Consider the following 26,070-nt stretch of genomic DNA (forward strand, 5'->3'; position numbering starts at 1 on the left):
CCCCCCCCCCCCCCCCCCCCCCCCCCCCCCCGCCCCCCCCCCCCCCCCCCCCCCCCCCCCCCCCCCCCCCCCCCCCCCCCCCCCCCCCCCCCCCCCCCCCACGATCAGGTCACCTGATCCCGAGGCTCAGCGCACCGCGCCCCAGGGGAGGACGGCGTGCACGCCGACCACCTGGTTCACCACCTGGGTGACCCGCAGGTCGACCACCACGCTGGCCAGCGCGAGGGCGTCGGAGCGGCCGATGCCGTGCACCGCTGCCATGACGTCGAGCATCGCGTCCAGCGCCACCGCCATCGCCTCGTCCAGGTCGTCGGCGACGCCCATGGTCACCCAGCCCGCGGGGGTCCGCGCGACCGGCGTGGTGAGGGCCCGGCCGAACAGGTCCGGCAGCACGTCGAGGGTCAGGTCGATGCGCTCCAGCGGGCACTCGATCGCCGTCCCGGCGACCTCACCGTCGCCTTGCGCGGCGTGCCCGTCACCGACCGAGAGCAGCCCGCCGGGCACGGTCACCGGCAGGTACAGCGTGGAGCCGGCGACCAGCTCGCGGCAGTCCAGGTTCCCGCCGTGCCAGTACGGCGGGATCGTCGAGTGCTCGCCCGGCTCGGCCGGGGGCACGCCGACCACCCCGGGGAACGGCCGCAGCGCGACCGAGTGCCCGGCCTGGTTGCGCCCCACCCCGGCGGTGGCGTCGAGGGTCCACCGGTGGACGGCGGGGGCCGCGGTCACGCCGAGCCACTCGTTGAGCGCGGTGGACCGCAGCCCGACGTAGGTGGTGCCGAACGGCCCGGGGACGACGTCGTCGATGCGGATGCCGAGCACCTGCCCGGGTTCGGCGCCGCGCACGGCGACCGGACCGGTGAGCGCGTGCCCGGACGCCGGGTCGTGCGCGGGGTGCCGGGGGCGCGCGGCGAGGCCCGCCGTGACGTCCGGGCCGGTGGCCGGGCCGGCGTAGGGGCCGGTCGACCAGCCGGAGTCCAGGGTGCCCAGCCGCACGGAGGAACCCGGGTCGACGGTCAGCGCCGGGGCCCGGGCCGGATCCCAGGAGCCGTGCAGCGTGCGCTCGTCGGGCAGCAGGACGTGGTTCGGCGCCATGCCCCCATCCTGGCCGGGCACGCCTGCGCCCCCGTCCGCGGGAGCGGAACGGGGGCGCAGATCGGCCTGGCTGCAGGGTCCCGCGGCGCGCGGAGCGCGTCGTGGGGCCAGTCAGGGCCTCACTCGACCGGGACGGCGGCGGCGGCCTTCTTCAGGTTCGAGCCGGCGGTCACCTTGACGGTGTTGGCAGCGGCGATCTCGATGGACTCGCCGGTCTGCGGGTTGCGCCCGGTGCGCGCGGAGCGCTGCGCGCGCTCGACGGTCAGCAGGCCGGGGACGGCCACCTTGTCGCCGCGGGTGATGGCGTCGACGAGCTCCTCCTGGAGACCGTTGATCACGGAGTCGACGGTGCTGGCGGGGACGTCGGCGCGCTTGGCGATGGCGGAGACGAGTTCGGCCTTGTTCATGCGGGTTCCTCTCGGTGTCGTGATCGGCGGCCCGGCCCTCGGGCGGGCCGCCGTGGTCGTCGCGCCCGGTCGGACCGGGTGCGGCCCCCGGGCGTCCTGGCGGACGCCGGGGCCTCCACCGGGCTCGCCGTCGGTGTGACGGGTGCCCGGTGGGCGGATCTGGCCGACCCCGTCGTCGACCAGCAACGGGCGGCACGTTGCCATGCCGACCTGGGTGTTGGCGAGCGATGAGCCCGGATCCTCGGGCTTTTCTACCCGCAGGTCACTTTCGTCACGCAGTTGATCACGCCGAGTCCAGCGCGGCACCATCGGCTCTCCTGCAGGGGCCCGGTGCGAGCCTGCGAGCGACGGGGGGCAGGAGAGCCCTTCAACTAGCGTGGACGCCATGCCACAGCTCCCCGGGACCGACCTGACCGTCAGCGACCTCTGCCTGGGCGGCAATGTCTTCGGGTGGACCGCCGACGAGCCGACGTCCTTCGCCCTGCTCGACCGGTTCACCGACGCCGTCCCCAGCACCCAGTCGCCGTTCGTCGACACCGCGGAGATGTACGGCAACGGCGTCTCCGAGACCATCCTGGGCAACTGGATGGCCGAGCGCGGCATGCGCGACCGGATGGTGGTGGCCACCAAGGCCAGCCCGGGGGAGAAGGAGCACCCGCTGTCGGCGGGGGAGATCCGGGCGGCCTGCGACCGGTCGCTGCAGCACCTGCAGACCGACCGCATCGACCTCTACTACGCCCACTACGACGACGAGAGCACCCCGCTGGAAGAGACGCTGCGCGCCTTCGACGAGCTGGTGCAGGCCGGCAAGGTGCGGTACGTCGCGGCGTCGAACTACTCCGCGGCCCGGCTCACCGAGGCCCTGAAGACCTCCGACGAGCTCGGCGTCACCCGGTACGTGGCGCTCCAGCCGCACTACAACCTCATGGAGCGCGCGGTCTACGAGGACGAGCTGCAGGCCGTCGCCGCCGAGCACCGGCTCGGCGTCCTGCCCTACTTCGGGCTGGCCCGCGGGTTCCTCACCGGCAAGTACCGGGCGGGGGAGACCATCGACTCCCCGCGCGCCAAGGGCGCGGCGCAGTACGTGGGCGAGAAGGGCGACCGGGTGCTCGCCGCCCTCCAGCAGGTCGCCGACGCCTACGGCGTGACCAGCGCCGCGGTCGCGCTGCGCTGGCTCGCCGACCAGCCCACGGTGACCGCGCCGATCGCCAGCGGCCGCAGCGTCGAGCAGCTGGCCGACCTGCTCCCGATGCTGGACCTGGTGCTCACCGACGAGCAGCGGCAGCTGCTCACCGACGCCAGCGCCTGAAGAAGGACCCCGTCCTCCTCACCCCTCGCGAGCTCGGGGCGAGCCTCTGGACGGGGGGCCGTCGGCTGGGCGCGTGGCGTCAGCACCTGCCGTTGCTAGGTCGCGACGATGTGCGCGCGGACCTGGGCGACCAGCTCGGGCGGCACGCTGCCCAGGCCGTGGTCGGCGGTCGCGTGCGCGGCGACCTGGGAGAGGACGGCGTCCTCGTCCGGGGCGGTGAAGCGGGCGGTGCAGCCGGGGACGACGTCCCCGCAGGCGAAGGCCTTCACGGATCTCTCTCCTCGGGACTCGGTGGACCGGTCGTCGGGTGACGGCCGGGGGTCAGCGGCTGGCCGATGCGGAGGCCAGGTCCTCCATCCGCAGCAGGCCCAGCACGGTGCCGGTGCGGTCGGTGCAGACGACGGGGTCGAACCGGTGCACCGGCGGCCGGGTCAGCGCCCGCTGCAGCGTCTCGGCCACCCCGGCCGAGGGCAGCACGCGCAGCGAGACGGGGGCGCGGTAGGCGGCGCCGGTGCGCGGGTCGGCGAGCACCAGCTCCACCGGCACCTCGTCGGCGTCCAGCACCACGTAGGGCGGTGGGGCGTCGTCGTCGCCGGGGCCGTGCTGCCGGACCGGGCGCAACAGGCTCGCCACGCTCTCGCTGAGCTGGGCGCGGGCGATGCTGGCGCGCACCAGCTGCTCGGCCTCGGCGGACAGCGGGGCGAAGGAGGGCGCGGGCCGCCCGAGCAGCCAACCCTGGGCGAGCGGGACGCCGAGCCGGGCGAAGGCGGCCAGTTCGCCGGGGGTCTCGATGCCCTCGGCCAGCAGCCAGGCGTCGATCCGGTTGGTGAAGGCGCCGACCATCTCGGCCAGCGCGGCCTTCACCGGGTCGGTGTCGGCGCCGGAGACGAGGGCGCGGTCGAGCTTGACCAGCTGAGGGCGGACCTCCGCGATCTGCTGCAGCCCCGACCAGCCGGAGCCGGCGTCGTCGATGGCGATCAGCGCACCGCGCCCGCGCAGCGCCGCGGTCTGCCCGCGCAGCGCGGCCAGGTCCGGGGTGGGCAGGTGCTCGGTCAGCTCGATGACCACCCGCCGCAGCGTCGCGGGCTCGGCCAGCGCGGCCGCCACGGGGCCGCTGTCGAGCAGGTGGGGGCTGACGTTGACGGTGAGGAAGGTGTTCGGCGGCAGGTCCGGCAGGGCGGCCAGCGCCCGGCGGAGCGCGAGCGCCTCGAGCTGGGCCCCCAGCCCGCCCTCGGCCGCCGCGGCGAACCAGACGTCAGGAGAGGCGGTGCCGGGGAACCGGGCCAGCGCCTCGTAGCCGGCGACCGTCGCGGTGGCGAGGTCGACGATCGGCTGGAACACGATGCTCAGGTCGTCGGCTCCGGCCAGCAGCGGGCGGCAGTCCTCGTGCTGGGGGCGCAGGGTCGAGGTCACCTCTCCCAGATCGGCGCCGCCGCGCCGCTCCTTGAGCGCCCTGAGCAGCACGGTGCCGCCGTCGATCACCCGTTCCGCGCCGGTGACGTGCCAGCATGGTGCGCCGCGCACACGCGTCCGGGCCCGCCGGACGCCGCCGCGCAGGGGGACCAGGGGAGGCCGGCCGGCGTGTCCGAGCTGCGTCCGTCCCCCGATCCGCTGACCGATCCGCAGCGGGTCGAGGCCGCCCGCCGGCTCGCCGCCGAGCTGACCGGCACCGCCCCGTTCGATCGGCTGACGAGGATCGCCACCCGGCTGGTGGGCGTCCCGTCGGCGCAGGTGGTGCTGCTCACCGATGTCGCCGTCGCCCTGGGCGGCGCCGGCCGGCCGATCGCGGTGGGCGAGGCCACCCCGTTGACCGAGGTGCCCGGTGCGGTCGCCGTCCGCGCCGGCGCGGTGCTGGTCGTGCCCGACGCCGCCACCGACCCGCGCGTCGCCGACCTGCCCGCGGTCGCCGCCGGGACGCTCGGCGCCTGCCTGTCGGTGCCGCTGCAGCTGGCCTCCGGTCACCGGGTCGGCGCGCTCAGCCTGCTCTCGCCCACCCCGCGGGAGTGGACCGAGCGGGACGAGCTGGTCGCGCGGGAGGTCGCGGCGACCGTCGTCACCGAGCTGGAGCTGGTCGCCGCCTCGGCCGCCGCCCGCTCCTCGCTGACCCGGCTGGAGCTGGCGCTGGAGGCCGGCTCCGTCGGCATCTGGGAACGGGACCTCCGCACCGGCCGGGTGTTCTGGGACGAGCGCAACGCGGCGATCTTCGGCGTCCCCGGCCCGGTGGAGCTCGACTCCCACGAGGCCGTGCTGCCCAGGCTGCACCCCGACGACCGCGCCACGGTCGCCGACGCGATGCGGGCCGCGGTCACCGGCAGCGGGGAGTTCACGGCCGAGATGCGCGTGCTCCGCGCGGACGGCGCGGAGCGGTGGACGGTGGCCCGGGGCCGGGTGCTGCGGGATGCGCTGGGCGCGCCGCTGCGGCTGGTCGGCACCACGGTCGACGTCACCGACGCGCGGGAGGAGACGCAGCGCCGGCTGGCCGCCGTGCAGCGCGCGGCGGCGATCGCCGAGGTCGCCGTCGAGCTGGCCAACGTGGCCGGGATGACCGACCTGGCCGAGGTCGCGCTGCGTGGCTGCCGCGCCGTGCTGGGCGCCTCCGGCACCGCCCTGGCGGTCTTCGACCCGGCCAGCGGCGAGCTGCTGCTGCACCTCACCCGCGGGCTGATCGACGCCGTGGAGTCCGGGGCGGACGTCGAGCTGCCGCCCGGTGGCGTTCCGCTCGCCCTCGACGACGAGCTGCCCACCCAGTACGTGGCGCGGCACGGCGAGCCGGTGCTGCTGGCCGACCGGGCCGCGGCGGTGGCCCGCTTCCCGCGGATGGCGGAGATCGGTGACCTGGTCGGCGTGGGCGCGGTGGCCGCCCTGCCGCTGCGGGTGGAGGGCCGGCTGCAGGGCAGCTTCGTCGTGGTCTGGCCGGGCGGCCGGGCGTTCAGCGGCGACGACGTGGCGATGCTGGAGGCGCTGACCGCGCAGATCGGGCTGACCGTCTCGCGGTTGCACGCCGACGCCCAGCGGGACGCCGCGGTGGCCGCGCTGACCATGGCCAACACGCGGCTGCAGCTGCTGGCCGAGGTGGGGCGGGTACTCGCCGGCACCCTCGACATCGACCAGCAGCTGGACCGGCTGGCCGAGCTGGTGGTGCCGGCCCTGGGCGACTGGTGCTGGGTGGTGGTCACCGACGAGCAGGGCCGGATGCGCCGGGTGGCCTCGGCCCACTCCGACCGCGGGCGCCGCGAGGAGCTGGAGCGCTACGTGCGGGCCATGGTCACCGAGATGAGCGACGACGCGGCGGCGCGCGTGGTCGCCCGCACCGGCCGCCCCGTCGTGCTGTCCCAGCTGGACCAGGCCTACCTGGAGCGGGCGCTGCCGGACTCCGGTGCCCGCGCGTTGCTCGCCGCGCTGGCCCCGCGAGCCGGCGTCGTCGTACCGCTGGTGGCCCGCGGGGAGACCCTCGGCGCCCTCGGCATCTACACCGGTGCGGAACGGGAGGTGCGAACCGAGGCGGAGCTGGACACCGCGGTGGAGGTGGGCCGACGGGCAGGCGCAGCCCTGCAGCAGGCCCGGCTGTTCGGTCAGCAGCGGCAGCTGGCCGAGACGCTGCAGCGGAGCATGCTCACCGCCCCGCCCGCGCCGGACCACTGCGAGATCGTCGTCCGTTACGTCCCGGCCGCCGCGGGGGCCGAGATCGGCGGTGACTGGTACGACGCGTTCGTGCAGCCCGACGGGGCGACCGTGCTGGTCATCGGCGACGTGGTCGGCCACGACAGTCGGGCGGCGGCCGCGATGGGGCAGCTGCGCGGGCTGCTGCGCGGCATCGGCCACCACACCGGCGGCACCCCGGCGGAGCTGCTCAGCGGGCTGGACCGGGCGGCCGCGGGGCTCGACCTGGACACCATGGCGACCGCGGTGGTCGCGCGCCTGGAGCAGGACGACCCGGAGCTGCAGCGCGGGCAGACCCGGGTGCGCTGGTCGTCGGCAGGGCACCCGCCGCCGGTGCTGATCGGGGCCGACGGCTCGGTCACGCTGCTCGACGACCAGGACCCGGACCTGCTGCTGGGCGTCGACCCGGGCACCCCGCGCAGCGACCGGGGCGCCACGATCGGCCGCGGCGGCACGCTGCTGCTCTACACCGACGGCCTGGTCGAGCGCCGCGACCGCGACCTGGACGCCGGTCTCGCGGAGCTGCGCCGGGTGCTCACCGACCTCACCGACCTGCCGCTGGACGGGCTCTGCGACCAGTTGCTGGCGCGGATGTACCTGCCCGACACGGAGGACGACGTGGCGCTGCTCGCCGTCCGGGTGCACCCCCAGGACCGGCCCCGCCCACCGGAGGCAGGTCCGCAGCGGGTGCCACCGGGGATCGAGCCGGCACCGCCGGTCACCCCGCAGGCCGCCGGCGACTGACGGTCACCGCCGCTTTCGCCCCCGGCGTGGCCGGGGCAGCCGCCGGCCCAACCGGCTGCGCGCCCGTTGCGGCAGGTCGACGGCGACCGGCGCCTCCCAGCCGCGCCACACCGAGAGCACCCGCAGGGCGGCCACCAGGGTGATGACGATCGCGGCGACGGGCAGCGGCGGCAGGTCCAGCGGCCCGGCCAGGACGGTGAGCACGGCGGCCCCGAGCAGCGCGGCGACGGCGTTGTACGGGCCGGGTCCGACGATGTCCGCCCGCTGCGCCAGCAGCATGTCGCGGATGAGGGTGCCGCCGACCGCGGTGAGCGTGCCGATGAAGACCACCGAGGCGTTGGGCAGGTCGGCCAGCTGGGCCTTCTGCGCGCCGATGACGGTGAAGAAGCCCAGCGTGAGGGCGTCCAGCACCACCAGCAGCCGGGTGAGCCGGGACAGCCACCCGGAGAAGTAGAAGGTGACCGCGGCGGTGACCGCCACGGTGGGCAGGTAGGCCGGGTCGGTCAGCGCGACCGGCGGGTCGGAGGCGAGCAGGACGTCGCGGATCAGCCCGCCGCCGAGGCCGCCGCTGATCGCCAGCAGCAGCACACCGGAGACGGCGAACCCCTCCCGGGCGGCCAGCAGCCCACCGGTGAGCGCGCCGATGACGATCGCCGCGAGGTCGACCACCTGCGGGATGCGCAGCGTCTCGACCGTCGCCGCCAGGACCTCCACGGCCGCACATCATCCCTGGTGACGTGCTGGAGCGGCCCTGCTGCAGGGGCCCGGCGCGAGCCTGCGGGTGTCGGGGGGGCAGCAGGGTCCTTCTACTGGGCGGGGGTCAGCTCCAGGTCGGTGGCGGTCGCCGGTGCCTCCGGCTCGGTGCCGTGCGACCGCAGCGCGGCGTCATGGGCCGCCATCGTCTCCTGGCGCTCGGGCTCCTCGGCCAGGATCGCGCAGTTCAGCCACGCCTCGGGGATCGCGAAGGCGTCGACCAGGGTGCGCATGTGCGGGCGCAGCTCGGCGAGCAGCTCGTTGACCGCGCCGGTCAGCGCCTTGGCCCGCTGCGGGGTGATCCGGGAGTGCTCGAGGAGCCAGCCCTTGTCCGCCTCGATGGTGACGAGCGCGAACAGGTCGCACACCCGGGACAGCAGCGCCCGGGCCGCCGGGTCCGCCGTCCGTTCGATGCCGGCGACGAACGCCTCCAGCACGACCCGCTCCATGTGCGCCTCGGCGGCCTTGAGCGCGTGGTCCTGCACGTCGTTGAAGACGTCGAACTGCCGGCCGTCCCGGTGCGTGGCGGCGTTCTTGCGCAGCCGCTTGATCACGCCCTCCAGGACGTGCTTCTCCCGGTCCTCCAGCAGCTTCAGCTGCCAGCCGCGGTCGGTGAAGGGGACGTCGTCCTCCCGGCCGGGGACGGCGTCGACCAGCCGCTGGATCAGCGCGCGGGCCGCGGTGCGCTCCAGCACGGTCTCCCGCACCTGCTCGGCGACGAACGCCGCCTTGCCCCAGCCGTCCAGCGACCCGAAGGCGTCCCGGTAGCCGGTCAGCAGGCCCTTGGCGACCAGCTGCATCAGCACCGTGTTGTCGCCCTCGAAGGTGGTGAAGACGTCGGTGTCGGCCTTGAGCCCGGGCAGCCGGTTCTCCTGCAGGTAACCCGCGCCGCCGCAGGCCTCGCGGCACAGCTGGATGGTGCGGGTGGCGTGCCAGGTCTGCAGCGCCTTGAGCCCGGCGGCCCGGGACTCCAGCTCGCGCTGGGCCCCCTCGTCGACGGACCCGGCGCCCAGCACGTCGTGCATCGTGCAGAGCAGCTCCTCCTGCGCGAAGGAGAAGGCGTAGGTGCGGGCCAGGGCGGGGAGCAGCTTGCGCTGGTGCACCAGGTAGTCGTTGACCACCACCTCGCGCTCCTCGCCGGGGGCGGAGAACTGGCGGCGGACGTCGCCGTAGCGGACGGCGATCTCCAGGGCCACCTTGGTCGCCGACGACGCCGAGCCGCCGACGCTGACCCGCCCGCGCACCAGGGTGCCCAGCATGGTGAAGAAGCGCCGGGTCTCGTTCTCGATCGACGACGAGTAGGTGCCGTCGGGCGCCACCTGGCCGTACCGGTCCAGCAGCATCTCGCGCGGGACGGTGACGTGGTCGAAGGTGAGCCGGCCGTTGTCGACGCCGAGCAGGCCGGCCTTCGGGCCGTCGTCGCCGATGGTCACCCCGGGCATCGGCTTGCCCTCGGCGTCGCGGATCGGCACCAGCCAGGCGTGCACCCCGTGCCGCTGCCCCCCGGTGACCAGCTGCGCGAAGACGACCGCCATCCGGCCGTCCTTCGCGGCGTTGCCGATGTAGTCCTTGCGGGCGGCCTCGTGCGGGGTGTGCAGGTCGAAGGTCTGCGTCGCCGGGTCGTACGTGCAGGTGGTGCGCAGCTGCTGGACGTCGGAGCCGTGGCCGGTCTCGGTCATCGCGAAGCAGCCGGGCAGGTCGAAGCTCATGATCGCGGGCAGGAACTCGTCGTGGTGGCGCTGGGTGCCCAGCGCCTGCACGGCCCCGCCGAACAGGCCCCACTGCACGCCGGCCTTGACCATCAGCGAGAGGTCGGCCTGGGCGAGCATCTCGATGGAGACCACCGAGCCGCCGCTGTCGTCGGACCCGCCGTACTGCGTCGGGTAGCCCAGGGCGACCCGGCCGGTGGCCGCCAGGTCCGCGGCCAGCCGGGTCACCCGCTCGCGGGCCTCGGTCATCGTCTCGCCGTGCACCGTCGCGTAGCGGGCGGTGCCGAGCTGCTCGCGGGCGTCGCGGCGCACGTGCGCCCAGCGCCCGTCGAGGACCTCGGTCAGCCGGGCGGGGTCGACCGGCGTCAGCGGCGTCGGTGTGCTGGTCATGCTTCCTCCATCGGACGCGCGGGGGCGGTGGTTGAGGGCCCGGGGGTGGACGGCGTCGGCGTGACGACGCCGCGCAACCCGGTCCAGGCCAGGTCGGTCAGGTGGGCGGCGAGCTGGGTGCGCGGCATCGGCCGCTCGGCGCGCAGCCACCAGTCGGCGGCGGCGCGCACCAGCCCGATGACCCCGTGTCCCCAGGGCGCGGCGGCGGCGGTGTCCTGCCCGGCCCGGTCGAGCGCGGTGGCCACCAGCGCACCGACCTCGTCGCCGATCAGGTCGGAGAGGCTGCTGATCGGGTCCCTGCCGTCGGGGACCGGGCCGACGGGCTGGTCGACCAGGGCCGAGCCGACGACGAAGCGGTACACCGCCGGGTCGGCCTCGATGAACGCCAGGTAGGTCTCCACGGCGGCCGACACCATCTGCCGGGGGTGCTCGCTGCCGCCGATCGCCTCGCGCAGCTTGCGGGTCAGCTGCTCGGCGACCCGCGCGCAGACGGCGACGTGCAGTTCGCTGCGGTCGGCGAAGTGCCGGTAGACGACGGTCTTGCTGGTGCCGGCCTCGGCGGCGATCTCGTCCATCCCGACGCCGGGCCCGTGTCGGCCGACGGCGGCCAGCGTCGCCTCGACCAGCTGCTCGCGCCGCTCCCGCCGGTGGGCGTCCCAGCGGGAGTCCCGCCGGTCCCGCGGTGCGGGCGCCGTCTCGATGTTCACGGCACCGAAAGTACCTGATACCGTCGGTACCGAACATGGGCGCTCGCCCGTCTCCGCCAAAATGGCCATTTTGGCGAGGAACCCCCCTCGTCCCGGAGGTCCCCATGGCTGCCCAGACCCGGAAGGCCGCGATCGTCGGCGGCAACCGCATCCCGTTCGCCCGCGCCAACGGCGCCTACGCCCGCGCGAGCAACTCCGACATGCTCACCGCCACCCTCGACGGGCTGGTGGCCCGCTTCGGGCTGCAGGGCGAGCAGGTCGGTGAGGTGGTCGGCGGCGCCGTCCTCAAGCACTCCCGCGACTTCAACCTGACCCGCGAGGCGGTGCTCGGCTCGCGGCTGTCGGCCGCGACCCCCGCCTACGACGTGCAGCAGGCCTGCGGCACCGGCCTCGAGGCCGCGATCCTGGTCGCCAACAAGATCGCCCTCGGCCAGGTCGAGTCGGGCATCGCCGGCGGGGTCGACACCGCCTCCGACGCCCCGGTCGCGGTGAGCGAGGACCTGCGCCGCGTGCTGATGGAGCTCAACCGGGCGAAGACCGTGCAGCAGCGGCTCAAGGCGCTCGGCCGGCTGCGCCCGGGCCAGCTCGCGCCCGAGATCCCGCGCAACGCCGAGCCGCGCACCGGCCTGGCCATGGGCGACCACGCCGCGATCACCGCGCAGGAGTGGGAGATCGGCCGCGAGGAGCAGGACGAGCTCGCCGTCCGCTCGCACCGCGCGCTGGCCGCCGCCTGGGACGCCGGCTTCTTCGACGACCTGGTGACGCCGTACCTCGGGCTGGCGCGCGACAACAACCTGCGCCCGGACACCTCGGTGGAGAAGCTGGCGAAGCTGACCCCGGTCTTCGGCCGTGGCGACGACGCCACGATGACGGCCGGTAACTCCACCCCGCTCACCGACGGCGCCTCCGCGGTGCTGCTCGCCTCCGACGAGTGGGCCGCCGCGCACGGCCTGCCGGTGCTCGCCCACCTGGTCGACGCGCAGACCGCCGCCGTCGACTACGTGCACGGCGGCGAGGGGCTGCTGATGGCCCCGGCCTACGCGGTGCCGGCGCTGCTGGCACGCAACGGCCTCACCCTGCAGGACTTCGACTTCTACGAGGTGCACGAGGCGTTCGCCTCGACCGTGCTCGCCACCCTGAAGGCGTGGGAGAGCCCGGCGTTCTGCAAGGAGAAGCTGGGCCTGGACGCGCCGCTGGGCTCGATCGACCGGTCGAAGCTGAACGTGCACGGCTCGTCGCTGGCCGCCGGGCACCCGTTCGCCGCGACCGGCGGCCGGATCGTGGCGATGCTGGCGAAGATGCTGCACGAGGCCGGCCCGGGCAAGCGCGGGCTGATCTCCATCTGCGCGGCCGGCGGCCAGGGCGTCGTCGCCATCCTCGAGTCCTGACCTGACCCGCCCGCCGGGTCAACCCGGTCCACCTGACGGTGAGCCGTGCCACGGCGCGGCTCACCGTGAGGTCAGGCGGCTCGACCCGGGCGAGCGACCACACCTCCCCCGCACCACGGAAGGACCCCACGTGAGTGACTGGTACCGCGACTTCGCCAACTCCGGCGTCGGCACGACGATCACCAAGCAGCTGGGCCTGCCCCGGCCCGCGCAGCTGCGCCGCTACGAGCCCGGGCAGCCGCTGCTCCCCGGCCCCGCGCTGGTGGGCTCCGCCGGCGTGGGCCGGCTGCGCGACCAGGTGACCGCGCTGCTGCGCGACGCCGGGGTCACCGTCGTCTCCCCGGTGGTGGCCGACGGCGACGCCGACGGTGCGAAGCTGGGCGCGGTCGTGCTGGACGCCACCGGCCTGACCGGCCCGGGCGACCTCGCCGCCGCCCACGACCTGCTCGCCCCCGCGGTGAAGCGGCTGGGCGCCAGCGGTCGGGTGCTGGTGCTGGCCGACCCGCCGGCGACGGCGGAGGGCCCGGCGCAGGCCGCGGCCCGGCAGGCGCTGGAGGGGCTGGTCCGCTCGCTGGCCAAGGAGCTGCGCAACGGCGCCACCGCCAACCTGGTGCTCGTCCCGGCCGGCGCGGAGGCCTCGCTGGGCAGCCCGCTGCGGTTCTTCCTCTCCGGCCGTGCGGCCTACGTCGACGGCCAGGTGCTCACCCTCTCCGCCGCCGACGTCCCGGCCGAGACCGACCCCGAGCGCCCGCTGGCCGGCAAGGTGGCCGTGGTGACCGGGGCCGCCCGCGGCATCGGCGCGGCGATCGCGCGGGTGCTGTCCCGGGACGGCGCGCACGTGGTGGTCGTCGACGTCCCGGCCGCCGGTGAGCAGCTGGCGCAGGTGGCCAACGAGATCGGCGGGACGGCGGTCGCGCTGGACATCACCGCCGACGACGCCGGCCCCCGGCTGGCCCGCCAGCTCGTCGCCCGGCACGGCGGGGTCGACGTCGTCGTGCACAACGCCGGCATCACCCGGGACAAGCTGCTGGTGAACATGGACGCCGCCCGCTGGAACTCGGTGATGGCGGTGAACCTGCAGGCGCAGCTGGACATCACGCAGGCGCTGCTGGCCACCGAGGGCGCGCTGAAGCCGGGCGCCCGGGTGGTCAGCGTCAGCTCCCAGTCGGGGATCGCGGGCAACCGCGGGCAGACGAACTACGCGGCGAGCAAGGCCGGGATCATCGGCATGGTGCGTGCCTGGGCGCCGGAGTTCGCCGCCCGCGGCGCCACGATCAACGCCGTCGCGCCCGGCTTCATCGTCACCGAGATGACCGCGAAGATGCCGCTGGGCACCCGCGAGGTCGGGTCCCGGCTGAACTCGCTCCAGCAGGGCGGGCTGCCGGTCGACGTCGCCGAGACGATCGCCTTCCTCGCCCAGCCGGCCAGCGCCGGGGTCAACGGCCAGGTCGTGCGGGTCTGCGGCCAGTCGCTGCTGGGGGCGTGATGGTCGCCGTGACCGGGGCGCCGAACCTCCCCGCGCTCTTCGCCCGGGCCGCGGTCACCGCGCGCGGGCGGGGTGGCGCGCTGCCCGACACCCACCTCACGCGCGCCGCGGTGGCGGTCGACCCGGCCCAGCTGGCCGACTACGCCGCCGTCTGCCGGTTCCCGCTGGCCGACGCGCTGCCGGTGACGTTCCCGCACGTGCTGACCTTCCCGCTGCAGGTCGCGCTGATGGCCGACCGCAGCTTCCCGCTGGCGCTGCCCGGGCTGGTGCACGTGCGCAACCGGATCACCGTGAACCGGCCGATCGGGGTCGACGAGAAGCTGGACCTGGAGGTCTGGGCCGACCGGTTCGCCACCCACCGGAGCGGGGCGACCGTCGACCTGGTGGCCTCGGTGCGCAGCCGCGGCGACGAGGTCTGGCGCGGGCGGTCGACCTACCTGGCCCGCGGGGCGACCGCCCCGGACGGCGCACCGGAGTCCGACGTCGAGGTGCCGGTGGGCGACGTCGAGCGGGTGGCCGCCCGCTGGCGGGTGCCCGACGACGCCGGACGCCGGTACGCGAAGGTCTCCGGCGACGTGAACCCGATCCACCTCTCCGGGCTGACGGCGAAGGCGTTCGGCTTCAAGCGGGCGATCGCGCACGGCATGTGGGTCAAGGCCCGGGCGCTGGCGGCGCTGTCGGGCCGGCTGCCCGACGCGGTCAGCGTGGACGTCGGCTTCCGCAAGCCGCTGTTCCTGCCGTCCACGGTCACCCTCGCCACGGCCCAGGTCGACGGTGGCTGGGACCTCGCGGTCCGCAACGAGAAGAGCGGCGTCGAGCACGTCGTCGGGGTGGTCCGCCCGGCCTGACCACCCCGGACGAGTGTGATCTGCCTTCCACTTACCGGGAGACGGCTACGAAGAGTGGGGTGACTTTCCGTTGTCCATGACGGACGGTTGCTCCAGACAGAGCTGTCGCTGAGGGCAGCCCCGCGGGGCTGCCGGTGAGAGGGAGAGATGAGCACGAACACACTGGCCCAGGACCACGCCGAGCAGGTCGCCCTGCCCCAGGGCAAGCACTACATCGACGGTCAGTGGCAGGACGGCACCGGCACCGAGCGCCGCGACGTCGTCGACCCGTCGACCGGTCGCGTCGTCACGACCGTCCCCGAGGGCACGGTCGAGGACGTCGACCGGGCCGTCGCCGCCGCCCGCCGGGCCTTCGACAGCGGCCCGTGGCGCACGATGAGCCCGCGCGAGCGGGGCGCGATCCTGCAGCGCGCGGCCCAGCTGATCCTGGAGAACGGCGAGGAGCTGGCCCGGCTGGAGAGCCTGGACACCGGCAAGCCGATCACCTTCGCCCGGCAGATCGACACCAACACCACCGCCGAGCACTTCTCCTACTTCGCCGGCCTGGCCGGCGCGATCGAGGGCGCGACCCGCGGCATCCGCGGCCCGGGTCTGGCCTACACGCGGCGTGAGCCGCTGGGCGTGGTCGCCGCGATCACCCCGTTCAACTTCCCGATGATCCTGTCGACGTCGAAGATCGCCCCCGCGCTGGCGGCCGGCAACACCGTCGTCCACAAGCCGGCGGAGGACACCCCGCTGACCGCGCTGCGGATCGCCGAGCTGCTCACCGAGGCCGGGCTGCCGGCCGGGGTGCTCAACGTGGTGACCGGGCACGGCGCCGTCGCCGGCGACCGGCTCAGCCGGCACCCGGACGTCGACCGGATCGCCTTCACCGGCTCCACCAAGGTCGGCAGCATGATCGCCGCCACCGCGGCCGCCAACGTCACCCCGGTGACCATGGAGCTGGGCGGCAAGTCGGCCAACATCGTCTTCGACGACGCCGACCTCGACGAGGCGATCCAGGCCGCGGTCTCCGCGTTCGTCTTCAACACCGGCCAGTTCTGCATGGGCGGCACCCGGCTGCTGGTGCAGCGCGGCGTCTACGAGCAGGTGCTCGCCGGCGTCGTCGGCGGCGCCACCCACGTGCCGGTCGGCGACCCGCTGGACGAGGGCACGATCGTCGGCCCGATGGCCGGCGAGCGGCACCTGGAGAACGTCGAGCGGTACGTCGCCCTGGCCAACGGCGAGGGCGGCAGCGGCCGGGTCGTCGCCGGCGGGCAGCGGATCGAGAAGGACGGCGGCTTCTACATGGCGCCGACCGTCGTCGCCGACGTCGCCCAGGACTCCCGCCTGGTGCAGGAGGAGATCTTCGGCCCGGTGCTCACCGTGCAGGTGTTCGACACCGAGGAGGAGGCGGTCGCGCTGGCCAACGGCACGCCCTACGGGCTGGCCGCCGGGCTGCACACCAAGGACGTCGCCCGCGCCCACCGCGTCGCCGCGCAGCTGGAGGCCGGCCTGATCTGGGTGAACACCTACGGCATCCTCGACGTCGCGCTGCCCTTCGGCGGTTACAAGGCGTCGGGCTACGGCCGGGAGAACGGCCCCGAGGCGCTCGACGAGTACCTGCAGACCAAGTCGGTCTACGTGGCCCTCTGACGCACGGCTCCACCACAGCGGCCGTCGTCCCGGGCTCCCGCGGCGGCGGCCGCTGCCGTGCGCGGCCTCAGGGCAGTGCGGTCAGCACGGCGTCCAGCAGCCGCTCGGGACCGAACCGGACGACGTCGTCGGCCACCAGCCCGGTCTCCGCGGCGGCCCGCTCGACCGCTGCCCGCGCCGCGGCGTCGTCCAGTCCGGCGGTGTTGAGCGCGACCGCGGCGACCCGGGCCGGGCGCACCCAGCCGGCGGCCTGCTCGTAGCCCCGGACGATGTCGGCGAGCGGCGGTAGCGCGGTACGCGGGTAGTCGGCGATCGCCGAGCGCCCGGCCCGGTGGCAGAGCACCAGAGCGTCGGCCGACGAGCCGTGCAGCAGCCCGAGGGTCACCCCGGAGTAGGCCGGGTGGTAGATCGACCCCTGGCCCTCCAGCCACAGCAGGTCGCCCCGGGTGGCGCCCTCGCGCACCAGCCGGTCGGCGGCCCCGGCGACGTAGTCGGAGACCACCGAGTCGACCGCGGTGCCCCAGCCGGAGATCGCCACCCCGGTCTGCCCGGTGGCGACGAACACCGACGACAGCCCCCGGGCGCGGGCGGCGCGGTCCAGTTCGAGGACGACGCTCATCTTGCCGATGGCGCAGTCCGAGCCGACGGTGTGCACGACCCGGGCGGCGACCGGTTCGCCGCGGGGGACGTCGAGGTCGGCCGGGGCCGCCCGCAGGTCGCGGATCACGGCGCCGTGCTCGGCCGCCAGCCGGGCCAGCTCCGGATCGGCGCGGAGGTCGGTGTGCAGTCCGGCTTCCACGTCCAGGCCCAGCCGCAGGGCATCGGCGAGGACCCGGTGCCAGGCCGGGGTCAGCCGCCCGCCCAGCGGGGCGACGCCGAGGAGGACGGTCGTGGCGCCCAGGGCGGCGGCCGCCGCCACGTCGGGGACCACCGGCGCCGGCGAGGCGCAGAAGGGGACCACGTCCACGGCTCGTCGCCCGGCGTGGACCTCGTCGACGACGCACACCACCTCGCGCGGGCCGTACCGCAGCACACCGTGCGCGGTCTTGGCGTAGGGCTCCGCCAGCTGACCGGCGGTGAGGACGGCGAGCCGCTCGGTCATGCCGCCGCCGGGGTCAGGCCCAGCCCGGGGGCGTCGGGCAGCACCAGCCGTCCGTCGGCCAGCCCCAGCCCGGTGAACGGCTGGTCGGAGACGAGCAGGTGGCCGTCCAGGTCTACCAGGTCGGCCAGCGGCCCGAGCTGGGCGGCCTGGGCGATCCCGAGCTGTGACTCGATCATGCAGCCCAGCATGACGCGCAGCCCCAGGGCCGCGGCGGCGTGCACCATCCGGTGCGCCTCGCGGATGCCACCGCACTTGGCCAGCTTCACCACGACGCCGTCCGCGTACCCGGCGGCGGCCGGCACGGACGCCAGGTCGGTGCAGCCCTCGTCGAGGAAGACCGGCAGCCGGTCGGGCAGTTCCCGGTACCGGGTGAAGGAGTCCAGGTCGGCCGCGGGGAAGGGCTGCTCGATCATCTCCACCCCGAGCTCCCGCAGCCGGGGCAGCAGCTCGCGGACGCCGTCGAGCGTCCACCCCTCGTTGCCGTCCACGCGCAGCCGGGCGGGGGAGACCGCCCGGATCGCCGCCAGCCGGCCCAGGTCGTCCGGCCCACCCACCTTGACCTTGTAGACCTCGAACCCCGGTGCGCGGCGGACCCGGGCGACGGTCTCCTCGACGGTGGAGATGCCGATGGTGAAACTGGTCGCCGGCTGCCGGCCGTCCAGCCCGAGCAGCCGCCAGACCGGGAGCCCGTACCGCCGCCCCACCCAGTCGTGCGCGGCGCCGTCCAGCGCCATCTTCGCGCCCTGCGGCCCGGGCCACTCCCGCAGTCGCCGGGCGATGCCCTCCAGGTCGCGGAGGTCGGCGCCGAGCAGCTCCGCGCCGTCCGCCTCCACCGCCGCGGCCATGCCGGCCACCGACTCACCCGCGTAGCCCACCGGTGCGCCCTCGCCGTGCGCGGTCACGCCGTCGGCCTCGATGCGGACGACGAGCACCTCCTCGGTGTCCACCGACGAGCGGGCGATGGTGAACGTGTCGCGCAGGTGCAGCGTCTGCGGCCGGCAGCTCACGGCCACGGTGTCGTGGGCCATCGGGCTCCCTCCAGCCGGCCGGGGTGAGCCCTCACCCTGGCCGGGGCGGGCCGCAGTTGGCAAACGCGCCATCGGGTGCGGGCGTGGCCCGCCCGGGGCATGATCACGAAGCGGCAACGATCACCCATCCCGCCCTGCAACCACCCGGGGGGCGGGGTGAGGGTCGAGAGTGCATCTCTGTCGTCGACCCCGGAGGCAAGCCCGTGCGCGCCCCACGACTCCTGTTCCTCGCCACCGCCGGTGCGCTCGCGCTGAGCGCCTGCTCCGGCGGCGAGAGCGTCGACACCGGCAACGGCGGCGGCGGTGCCAGCGGCGACGACGTGCTCGTCGCCGCGGTGAGCGCCCAGCCCGACCAGTTCGACCCGCACGTGACCAGCGCCTACCCGAGCTTCCAGGTGCTGGAGAACGTCTACGACACCCTCGTGGTCCCCAACCCCGAGGACCTCACGATGGAGCCCAGTCTCGCCACCGAGTGGGAGACCAGTGACGACGGCCTGACCTGGACGTTCACCCTGCGCGACGGGGTCACCTTCCACGACGGCAGCGAGTTCGACTCCGCCGACGTCGTCTACTCCTACAACCGGATCATCGACGAGGAGCTGAACAACGCCTACCGGTTCGCCAACGTCGAGTCGGTGACCGCCGACGGCGCGGACACGGTCGTGATCGAGGTCAGCCAGCCGACGCCCAACCTGCCGGCGCTGATCGGGGGCTTCAAGGGGATGGCGATCCTCCCCGAGGGCGCCGCCGAGGAGTACGACCTGACCACCGAGGCGGTGGGCACCGGGCCGTTCACGCTGGAGAGCTCCGACGCCAGCAGCACCCGGCTGGCCGCCTACGAGGACCACTGGGGCGGCGCGCCGAGCGTCGGGGGCGTCGAGTTCCGCTACATCACCGAGCCCGCCGCGGCGCTGACCGCGCTGCAGAACGGCGAGGTGCAGTGGACCGACAACGTCCCGCCGCAGCAGATCGAGTCGCTGCAGGGCAACGACCAGGTCGAGCTGGCCACCACCCCCAGCGTCGACTACTGGTACATGTCGATGAACTACGCCCGGGAGCCGTTCGGCAACCCGGCGGTGCGCCAGGCGATCGCCACCGCCGTCGACCGCGACGCGGTCACCGAGGCGGCCCGGTTCGGGGCCGCCCAGCCGAACCAGACGGCGATCCCCGAGGACAGCTTCTTCCACTCCGACTACGCGCCCTACGACGCCGACCCGGCGGCCGCCCAGCAGCTGATCGAGGAGGCCGGCGTGCAGACGCCGATCACGATGGGGCTGATGGTCACCGACGAGTTCCCGGAGACGGTGACCGCCGCCCAGGTGATCGCCAGCCAGCTGCAGCCCATCGGCATCGAGGTCGACGTGCAGACCGTCGACTTCGCCACCTGGCTGGACCGCCAGTCGCAGGGTGACTTCGACGCCTTCATGCTCGGCTGGCTGGGCAACATCGACCCGTTCGACTACTACCACGCCCAGCACATCACCGACGGCTCGAGCAACTACCAGGGGTACAGCAACCCGGAGGTCGACCAGCTGCTGACCGAGGCGGCCAGCGAGACCGACCAGGACGCCCGCAAGGACCTCTACGACCAGGCGGCGCAGCTGATCGTCGACGACGCGTCCTACGTCTACCTCTACAACCCCGACGTCGTGCAGGCCTGGGCGCCGGGGCTGTCCGGCTACACGATCCGCCCGGACAAGGCGATCAACTTCGAGGAAGTGCAGCTGCCCTGACCGGATACCTGCTCCGGCGCACCGGGCAGTCGCTGGTCGTGCTGGTCGGGGTGAGCATCATCGTGTTCGCCCTGGTCCACCTCGTCCCCGGCGACCCGGTGCGCCTGGCGCTGGGCACCCGGTTCTCCCAGGAGAGCTACGACGCGCTGCAGGCGCGGTCCGGCCTGGACCAGCCGCTGGTGCAGCAGTACTTCAGCTGGGCGGGCCGGGCGCTCACCGGCGACCTGGGGGTCAGCTTCCGCAGCGGTGAACCGGTGACGGCGCAGATCCTCGAGCGGCTGCCGGCGACGCTGACCCTGGCGTTCGCCGCGATCGTCGTCGCCCTGCTGATCGCCGTCCCGCTGGGCACCATCTCCGCGCTGCGTCCCCGGTCGCTGGTCGACCGGGCGGCCACGGTGCTCAGCCAGATCGGCATCTCGGTGCCCGACTTCTGGATGGGCATCGTGCTGATCCTGGTCTTCGCCGGGACGCTGGGCTGGCTGCCCTCGGGCGGCTACGTGCCGCTGACCGAGGACCCCTGGGGCTGGTTCCAGCGGCTGATCATGCCCGCGGTCGTCACCGGGGTGGTCTCCGGCTCGGTGATCACCAGGTTCGTGCGCTCCAGCGTGCTGGAGGCCCTGGGGCAGGACCACGTGCGGACGGCGCAGGCCAAGGGGCTGCCGGCCCGGCAGGTGCTCAGCTGGCACGTGCTGCGCAACGCGCTGCTGCCGCTGGTCACCGTCACCGGGGTGCAGCTGGCCTACCTGCTGTCCGGGGTGGTCGTGGTGGAGATCGTCTTCTCCTGGCCGGGACTGGGGCAGCTGGCCCTGCAGGCGGTGCAGGCCCGCGACTACCCGGTGCTGCAGGGCGCCGTGCTGCTGTTCGCGCTGGTGTTCCTGCTGGTCAACCTGGTGGTCGACCTGCTGTACAGCCGGCTGGACCCGAGGATCGCGCGCCGATGACCACCCCTGCCGACCCGGGCCCGAGCCCGGCCGCCGAGCCGCCCGACGGCGGGCCCTACGGCTCGGCCGCCGTCGGGACGCCGACCGCCGGGACGAGGACCGACCAGCCGACGGCCCAGCCGACCGCACCGCTGCGGCCGGCGCGACCGCGCTGGCGGGAGACGCTCGGCCTGCTGCTGCGCAACCCGACCGCGGCGATCGCGGCGGGCTGGATCCTGCTGATGATCGTCGTCGCCCTCTTCGACGACCAGCTGGCCCCGCAGGGCGCCAACGAGATCTCCGTGGCCGACCGGCTGCAGTCGCCGAGCGCGGAGCACCCGTTCGGCACCGACGACCTGGGCCGCGACGTCCTCTCCCGGGTGATCCTGGGGGCGGCGGTCTCGCTGCGGGTGGGGCTGGTCGCGGTCAGCATCTCGCTGGTCGTCGGCACCCTCATCGGGCTGCTCGCCGGCTTCTACGGCAAGTGGGTCGACGACGCCCTGATGCGGTTCATGGACATGCTCTTCGCCTTCCCGGCGGTACTGCTGGCGATCTCGATCGTCGCCATCCTCGGGCCGGGCCTGACGAACACGACCATCGCCATCGGCATCGTCTACATCCCGATCTTCGCGCGGGTCACCCGCTCCAGCGTGCTCAGCGTGCGGGAGGAGGTCTACGTCCGGGCGTCCCGGTCGGTGGGTTCCTCGGACGTGCGGCTGCTGTTCCGGCACGTGCTGCCCAACGCCGCTCCGCCGATCATCGTGCAGACCTCGGTCAGCCTGGCGTTCGCGGTGCTGTCGGAGGCGGCGCTGTCCTTCCTCGGGCTGGGCACCCAGCCGCCCGACCCGTCGTGGGGGCTGATGCTGTCGGAGGGCCGCGGCTACATCGAGCTCGCCTGGTGGATCGCGGTCTTCCCGGGGCTGGCCATCTTCCTGCTGGTGCTGTCGTTCAACCTGCTCGGCGACGGGCTGCGCGACGTGCTGGACCCGCGGCAGCGGACGGCGATGAGCGGAGGGCGGCAGTGAGCGAGGAGCGGAGCGCTCCGCGGGAGCGAGCAGGTGACGCAGTGAGCCAGTCGTCGGGTGGCGGACAGCCGGTGCTGGAGGTCGAGGACCTGCGGGTGCGGCTGCGCACCCCGCGCGGACCGGCCGACGTGGTCAACGGGCTCAGCTACACCGTCGGCCGCGGCGAGACGGTCGCTGTGGTGGGGGAGTCCGGCAGCGGCAAGAGCGTCTCGGTGCTCGCGCTGATGGGGCTGCTGCCCGACGGGGTCGCCACCGTCAGCGGGGCGGCCCGGCTGGACGGTGAGGACCTGCTGACCATGCCCCCGGACCGGCTGCGCCAGGTGCGCGGGCCGGGGATCGGGATGGTCTTCCAGGACCCGATGACCTCGCTGAACCCGGTGCTCACCGTCGGGCGCCAGCTCGTCGAGGGCATCCGCGCGCACGACGAGGTCGGGAAGGCCGCCGCCCGCACGCGCGCGGCCGAGCTGCTGGCGGAGGTGGGGCTGCCCGACCCGGCGAAGGCGCTGGACCGCTACCCGCACGAGCTCTCCGGCGGCATGCGGCAGCGGGTGATGATCGCGATCGCGCTGAGCAGCTCCCCGGCGCTGCTGATCGCCGACGAGGCCACCACCGCCCTCGACGTCACGGTGCAGGCGCAGATCATCGAGCTGATCGAGCGGCTGCAGCGCGAGCACGGCACCGGCGTCGTCTGGATCACCCACGACCTGGGCGTGGTCGCCGGCATCGCCGACCGGGTGCTGGTCATGTACGGCGGGCGTTGCGTGGAGGACGGCACGGTCGACGACGTGCTCGAGCACCCGGCGCACCCCTACACCCGGGGCCTGCTGGGTGCGCTGCCCGACCTGGCGGAGCCGCGCGCCGACGGCTCGGTGCCCGACCTGGCCACGGTGCCCGGCACCCCGCCGGCGCCCACCGACCTGCCGGACGGCTGCGTGTTCTGGCCGCGCTGCCCGGTGCGCGCCGACCCGCGGTGCGAGACCGAGCAGCCGCCGCTCGCCGTCGTCCCGTCCCGCCGAGATGGCCATTCTGGCGGGACCGGGGCCCGCCAAGATGGCCATTTCGGCGGAGACGGAGGCCTGCTGCACCGGGCGGCGACCTGGTGCCGGGAGGAGGCATCGTGAGCGACGACGACGTGCTGGTCTCCGCCCGCGGCCTGGAGGTGCACTTCCCGATCCGCTCCGGCGTGCTGCGCCGGACCACCGGCGCGGTCCGCGCCGTCGACGGCGTCGACCTGGAGATCCGCCGCGGGGAGACGCTGGGCCTGGTGGGCGAGTCCGGCTGCGGGAAGTCGACGCTGGGCAACGCGCTGCTGCGGCTGGTCGAGCCGACCGGGGGCACGGTCACCTTCGACGGCACCGACGTCACCTCGCTGAGCGCCCGGGACCTGCGCCGGATGCGACGGCGGGCCGGGATGGTGTTCCAGGACCCGTTCGCCTCGCTCGACCCGCGGCGCACCGTGGCGCAGACGGTCGCCGAGCCGCTGGAGGTGCACGGCCTGCACCCCGGACGCCGGGAGCGCGCGGCCCGGGTGGGGGAGCTGCTGGAGCTGGTCGGGCTGGACCCGGCGGTGGCCGGGCGGTACCCGCACGAGTTCTCCGGCGGTCAGCGGCAGCGGGTCGGCATCGCCCGGGCCCTGGCCGGGGAGCCGGACTTCCTGGTCTGCGACGAGGCGATCGCCTCCCTCGACGTGAGCGTGCAGGCCCAGGTGCTCAACCTGCTGCGGGGGCTGCAGCGGCGGCTGGGGCTGACCCTGCTGTTCATCTCCCACGACCTGTCGGCCGTGCGGCACGTCTCGGACCGGATCGCGGTCATGTACCTGGGCCGGATCGTGGAGGTCGGGCCGGCCGCGGCGGTGGGCAGCGAGCCGCAGATGCCCTACACGCAGGCGCTGCTGTCCGCCGTCCCCGTGCCGCACCCGTCGGTGGAGCGCAGCCGGGAGCGGATCGTGCTCCGCGGCGACGTCCCGTCACCGGCGGCGGTGCCCAGCGGCTGCCGGTTCCGCACCCGCTGCCCGTACGTCTTCGAGCCCTGCGACGACGTCGACCCGGCGCTGCAGCCGGCCGGCGTGCCCGGCCAGCTCGCCGCCTGCCACCTGCACGGCGTGGCCGGGACGCCGGTGGCCGAGGAGGCCGGCGCGGCGCCGGCCTGAGGGCTCACATGCGCCGGCGGGCCCGGAGCCGCAGCGGCCGGCCGTCGGGGTCGATGACGACCCGGTAGACCGGTGCGGCGAGCAGCCGCTTCCACCACGGCGGATCGGCGACGACGTGCGGGCGCAGCCGGCCGGGGGGACGCGGCCCGCGCCGTCCCCCCGCGTGCCAGGCGTCCAGGGCGGCCGCGCCGCGCCGCAGCACCGCGGCGGCCTCGTCCGGGTCGACCAGGTCGCCGTCGTCGCCGTCGGCCCGCTCCAGGTGCTCGCGCATCAGCCGCAGCCGCAGGTCCCGGGCGAAGCGGCGCGCGCCGTCGCCGCGCCCACCCGGGTCGGCCGGCTCCCGGGCGTCGCGCTCGGCGTCGACGACGGCGGCGGTGAGCTCCGAGTCGTGCGTCCAGGAGCGGCGGTTGAAGTTGTCGCTGCCGACGGTCGCCCACACGTCGTCGACGATGCAGACCTTGGCGTGCACGTAGACCGGGACCCCGCGCCGGTTCTCCACGTCGACCACCTGCACCCGGTCGCCGCCGGCCGCCCGCACCATCTCCAGCGCCCGGCGGTGCCCGTAGGTGATCGGCAGGACGCTGAGCGGGCTGTCCTTGTCCGGGTGCCGCGGCACGACGACCACGAGCTGTAGCCGGGGCTTGGCGCGGAGCGCCGCGGCGAACACCCGGGCGACGTCGGTGGACCAGAGGTACTGGTCCTCCACGTAGACCAGGCGCTCGGCCCGGGCCAGCACCTTCGCGTAACCGCGGGCCGCGCTGCGCTCGCCGTCCGGGGCGAACGGGTACCCGGGGCGGCGGTTGGGGTAGGTGCGCAGCAGCTGGACCGCGCACGTGCCCTCGGCCGGCGGTGCCGGCCGGGCCTCCGGCAGGGACGAGGGCTCGCGGTCCTGGCCGCGGAGCAGGTCGGGCAGCACGTGCCACGGCATCCGGGACAGCTCGGCGGGGTCCTGCCAGCGCTCCCGGAACACCGCCTCGACCTCCCGGACGACGGGCCCGCGGAGCTCGACCTGGACGTCGTGCCAGGCCGGGGTGTCGCCGTAGGCCGCGGCGAACGGCCGGGTCTGCGGGTCGCCGTCGTGCGCGGCGCCGTCCCGGCGGCTGTGCGCCACGTCGAGCCCGCCGACGAACGCGACGTCGTCGGCCGGGCGGTCGCGGTGCCGGACCACGACGAACTTCTGGTGGTGGCTGCCGAGCGGCCGGACCCGCTGGTCCAGCAGCACCTCCCCGCCGGTCTCGTTGACGTCCCGGGACAGGTCGCGGTTCTGCTCGGCGGAGAACTCCAGGGTGTCCAGGTGCGACCGCCAGATCAGCCCCTTCACCACGGCGCCGCGGCGGACCGCGTCGGACAGGGCCTCCCCCACCGTCGGGCCGTCGTCGGTGAGCAGCTCGTCGGTGTCCCCGCGCCAGCCGGTCAGGTACACGTGGTCGCCGCGGCCGGCGCCCGCCAGCGCCTCGGCGAGGGCAGCGAGGTAGGTGCGGCCGTCGACCAGCGGCCGCACGACGTTTCCCTCCGTCCACGGCTGCAGGCGGGTCGAGTCGTTGCCCCGCTCGGCGGCGGTGAGGAACCAGTCCGCCAGCCCGGCCGGGGCCGCGGGCGGCAGGTCCGGCGCGGCGTCCAGGCGGGCGGAGTCCCGGTGGATCCCCGGGTCGCGCCGGCCCCGCCGCCGGGCGATCCGGGCCAGTCGGCCCCGCAGACCGTTCTCCAGCCGGTGGGCTAGGCCGATCAGCCGGCTGGGCGCCTCGTCGCCGAGACCGCCGCAGTCCGGCGCGGCGTCCTCACGGCGGGTCTGGCCGGCCATCCAAGCGGCTCCGTCCGTGGTCGGTGGATCCCGGGCGTCCGGCGCAGGCCTGCGCGGATCGGGGCGGGCGAGCTCCAGTCCTACCGTGGAACCCGGCGGTCCGCTCGGGCGTGGTGCGGGGCGGTGCCGCCGACCAGGGGTGAGGACGCCGGGCCGTGGGCATGGAGGCGATGGGCTGTCGGAG

At 75.0% G+C, this 26,070-nt stretch carries 21 protein-coding genes; 11 read left to right on the forward strand and 10 right to left on the reverse strand.

Annotated features, from left to right (window positions below; translation table 11 throughout):
• Window positions 1-126 precede the first annotated feature (126 nt).
• Both ACI783_RS14925 and ACI783_RS14930 read right to left on the reverse strand, forming a co-directional pair.
• Window positions 127-1,092: an acetamidase/formamidase family protein gene (locus tag ACI783_RS14925; RefSeq protein WP_457141170.1), complete on the reverse strand. Its 966-nt coding sequence runs from the start codon at window positions 1,090-1,092 to the stop codon at window positions 127-129.
• A 119-nt stretch (window positions 1,093-1,211) separates the two neighbouring features.
• On the reverse strand, window positions 1,212-1,499 hold the full coding sequence (locus ACI783_RS14930) for an HU family DNA-binding protein (protein ID WP_457079380.1): 288 nt from the start codon (window positions 1,497-1,499) through the stop codon (window positions 1,212-1,214).
• A gap of 385 nt (window positions 1,500-1,884) precedes the next feature.
• Here ACI783_RS14930 and ACI783_RS14935 point away from each other — a divergent pair, with 385 nt between their 5' ends.
• Window positions 1,885-2,808 carry an aldo/keto reductase gene (locus ACI783_RS14935; RefSeq protein ID WP_457141171.1) on the forward strand — a complete coding sequence of 308 codons (924 nt, stop codon included), beginning with the start codon at window positions 1,885-1,887 and terminating at the stop codon, window positions 2,806-2,808.
• Between the two features lie 95 nt (window positions 2,809-2,903).
• Here the strand turns inward: ACI783_RS14935 and ACI783_RS14940 are convergent, their stop codons facing one another.
• Window positions 2,904-3,077, reverse strand: coding sequence for a DUF1059 domain-containing protein (locus ACI783_RS14940; protein ID WP_457141172.1), 174 nt, complete (start codon window positions 3,075-3,077; stop codon window positions 2,904-2,906).
• 52 nt (window positions 3,078-3,129) lie between these two features.
• A complete protein-coding gene (locus ACI783_RS14945; RefSeq protein ID WP_457141173.1) occupies window positions 3,130-4,332 on the reverse strand; it encodes an EAL domain-containing protein in 1,203 nt (400 codons plus the stop codon).
• A 57-nt stretch (window positions 4,333-4,389) separates the two neighbouring features.
• Between ACI783_RS14945 and ACI783_RS14950 the strand changes: the two genes are divergently transcribed.
• Complete coding sequence (locus tag ACI783_RS14950) at window positions 4,390-7,212, forward strand: SpoIIE family protein phosphatase (RefSeq protein ID WP_457141174.1); 2,823 nt, start codon at window positions 4,390-4,392, stop codon at window positions 7,210-7,212.
• Between the two features lie 3 nt (window positions 7,213-7,215).
• Here the strand turns inward: ACI783_RS14950 and ACI783_RS14955 are convergent, their stop codons facing one another.
• The 3 genes from ACI783_RS14955 to ACI783_RS14965 all read right to left on the reverse strand — a co-directional run bounded on the left by ACI783_RS14955 (window position 7,216) and on the right by ACI783_RS14965 (window position 10,771).
• Complete coding sequence (locus ACI783_RS14955) at window positions 7,216-7,926, reverse strand: trimeric intracellular cation channel family protein (protein WP_457141175.1); 711 nt, start codon at window positions 7,924-7,926, stop codon at window positions 7,216-7,218.
• A gap of 92 nt (window positions 7,927-8,018) precedes the next feature.
• Window positions 8,019-10,064: an acyl-CoA dehydrogenase family protein gene (locus ACI783_RS14960; protein ID WP_457141176.1), complete on the reverse strand. Its 2,046-nt coding sequence runs from the start codon at window positions 10,062-10,064 to the stop codon at window positions 8,019-8,021.
• Window positions 10,061-10,771: a TetR family transcriptional regulator gene (locus tag ACI783_RS14965; RefSeq protein WP_457141177.1), complete on the reverse strand. Its 711-nt coding sequence runs from the start codon at window positions 10,769-10,771 to the stop codon at window positions 10,061-10,063. Before ACI783_RS14965 ends, ACI783_RS14960 begins: the two co-directional genes overlap by 4 nt.
• 104 nt (window positions 10,772-10,875) lie before the next feature.
• Between ACI783_RS14965 and ACI783_RS14970 the strand changes: the two genes are divergently transcribed.
• The 4 genes from ACI783_RS14970 to ACI783_RS14985 all read left to right on the forward strand — a co-directional run bounded on the left by ACI783_RS14970 (window position 10,876) and on the right by ACI783_RS14985 (window position 16,128).
• Complete coding sequence (locus tag ACI783_RS14970) at window positions 10,876-12,159, forward strand: acetyl-CoA C-acetyltransferase (RefSeq protein WP_457141178.1); 1,284 nt, start codon at window positions 10,876-10,878, stop codon at window positions 12,157-12,159.
• A gap of 130 nt (window positions 12,160-12,289) precedes the next feature.
• The gene (locus ACI783_RS14975) at window positions 12,290-13,645 is read left to right on the forward strand and encodes a 3-oxoacyl-ACP reductase (protein ID WP_457141179.1); all 1,356 of its coding nucleotides are present in this window, start codon (window positions 12,290-12,292) and stop codon (window positions 13,643-13,645) included.
• Complete coding sequence (locus ACI783_RS14980; protein WP_457141202.1) at window positions 13,645-14,493, forward strand: MaoC family dehydratase; 849 nt, start codon at window positions 13,645-13,647, stop codon at window positions 14,491-14,493. The genes ACI783_RS14975 and ACI783_RS14980 overlap by 1 nt, the downstream gene beginning before the upstream one ends.
• A gap of 147 nt (window positions 14,494-14,640) precedes the next feature.
• The gene (locus ACI783_RS14985) at window positions 14,641-16,128 is read left to right on the forward strand and encodes an aldehyde dehydrogenase family protein (RefSeq protein ID WP_457141180.1); all 1,488 of its coding nucleotides are present in this window, start codon (window positions 14,641-14,643) and stop codon (window positions 16,126-16,128) included.
• Between the two features lie 67 nt (window positions 16,129-16,195).
• Here ACI783_RS14985 and ACI783_RS14990 read toward each other — a convergent pair whose 3' ends face one another.
• Complete coding sequence (locus ACI783_RS14990) at window positions 16,196-17,230, reverse strand: DUF1611 domain-containing protein (protein ID WP_457141181.1); 1,035 nt, start codon at window positions 17,228-17,230, stop codon at window positions 16,196-16,198.
• Window positions 17,227-18,258, reverse strand: coding sequence for a dipeptide epimerase (locus tag ACI783_RS14995; protein WP_457141182.1), 1,032 nt, complete (start codon window positions 18,256-18,258; stop codon window positions 17,227-17,229). The genes ACI783_RS14990 and ACI783_RS14995 overlap by 4 nt, the downstream gene beginning before the upstream one ends.
• Window positions 18,259-18,461: 203 nt before the next feature.
• Between ACI783_RS14995 and ACI783_RS15000 the strand changes: the two genes are divergently transcribed.
• Genes ACI783_RS15000 through ACI783_RS15020 form a run of 5 tightly spaced genes read left to right on the forward strand, consistent with a single transcriptional unit; the run spans window position 18,462 to window position 24,085 of the window.
• Window positions 18,462-19,991, forward strand: coding sequence for an ABC transporter substrate-binding protein (locus ACI783_RS15000; RefSeq protein WP_457141183.1), 1,530 nt, complete (start codon window positions 18,462-18,464; stop codon window positions 19,989-19,991).
• 8 nt (window positions 19,992-19,999) lie between these two features.
• Entirely contained in the window at window positions 20,000-20,932 is a 933-nt protein-coding gene (locus tag ACI783_RS15005; RefSeq protein ID WP_457141203.1) for an ABC transporter permease, read from the forward strand.
• On the forward strand, window positions 20,929-21,936 hold the full coding sequence (locus ACI783_RS15010; protein WP_457141184.1) for an ABC transporter permease: 1,008 nt from the start codon (window positions 20,929-20,931) through the stop codon (window positions 21,934-21,936). The genes ACI783_RS15005 and ACI783_RS15010 overlap by 4 nt, the downstream gene beginning before the upstream one ends.
• Before the next feature lie 41 nt (window positions 21,937-21,977).
• Complete coding sequence (locus ACI783_RS15015; protein ID WP_457141185.1) at window positions 21,978-23,057, forward strand: ABC transporter ATP-binding protein; 1,080 nt, start codon at window positions 21,978-21,980, stop codon at window positions 23,055-23,057.
• Window positions 23,054-24,085 (forward strand): ABC transporter ATP-binding protein, encoded by a 1,032-nt coding sequence (locus tag ACI783_RS15020; RefSeq protein WP_457079412.1) that lies wholly within the window; start codon window positions 23,054-23,056, stop codon window positions 24,083-24,085. Before ACI783_RS15015 ends, ACI783_RS15020 begins: the two co-directional genes overlap by 4 nt.
• 4 nt (window positions 24,086-24,089) lie before the next feature.
• Here the strand turns inward: ACI783_RS15020 and ACI783_RS15025 are convergent, their stop codons facing one another.
• Complete coding sequence (locus ACI783_RS15025) at window positions 24,090-25,886, reverse strand: phospholipase D family protein (protein ID WP_457141186.1); 1,797 nt, start codon at window positions 25,884-25,886, stop codon at window positions 24,090-24,092.
• Between the last annotated feature and the right edge of the window lie 184 nt (window positions 25,887-26,070).

The organism is Modestobacter sp. SYSU DS0511 (assembly GCF_054050755.1).

Coding starts and splice junctions, on each gene's coding strand:
- ACI783_RS14925 (WP_457141170.1), bottom strand. CDS start 1,092: ATGGCGCCGAACCACGTCCTGCTGCCCGACGAGCGCACGCTGCACGGC.
- ACI783_RS14930 (WP_457079380.1), bottom strand. CDS start 1,499: ATGAACAAGGCCGAACTCGTCTCCGCCATCGCCAAGCGCGCCGACGTC.
- ACI783_RS14935 (WP_457141171.1), top strand. CDS start 1,885: ATGCCACAGCTCCCCGGGACCGACCTGACCGTCAGCGACCTCTGCCTG.
- ACI783_RS14960 (WP_457141176.1), bottom strand. CDS start 10,064: ATGACCAGCACACCGACGCCGCTGACGCCGGTCGACCCCGCCCGGCTG.
- ACI783_RS14970 (WP_457141178.1), top strand. CDS start 10,876: ATGGCTGCCCAGACCCGGAAGGCCGCGATCGTCGGCGGCAACCGCATC.
- ACI783_RS14980 (WP_457141202.1), top strand. CDS start 13,645: ATGGTCGCCGTGACCGGGGCGCCGAACCTCCCCGCGCTCTTCGCCCGG.
- ACI783_RS14985 (WP_457141180.1), top strand. CDS start 14,641: ATGAGCACGAACACACTGGCCCAGGACCACGCCGAGCAGGTCGCCCTG.
- ACI783_RS14990 (WP_457141181.1), bottom strand. CDS start 17,230: ATGACCGAGCGGCTCGCCGTCCTCACCGCCGGTCAGCTGGCGGAGCCC.
- ACI783_RS14995 (WP_457141182.1), bottom strand. CDS start 18,258: ATGGCCCACGACACCGTGGCCGTGAGCTGCCGGCCGCAGACGCTGCAC.
- ACI783_RS15010 (WP_457141184.1), top strand. CDS start 20,929: ATGACCACCCCTGCCGACCCGGGCCCGAGCCCGGCCGCCGAGCCGCCC.
- ACI783_RS15025 (WP_457141186.1), bottom strand. CDS start 25,886: ATGGCCGGCCAGACCCGCCGTGAGGACGCCGCGCCGGACTGCGGCGGT.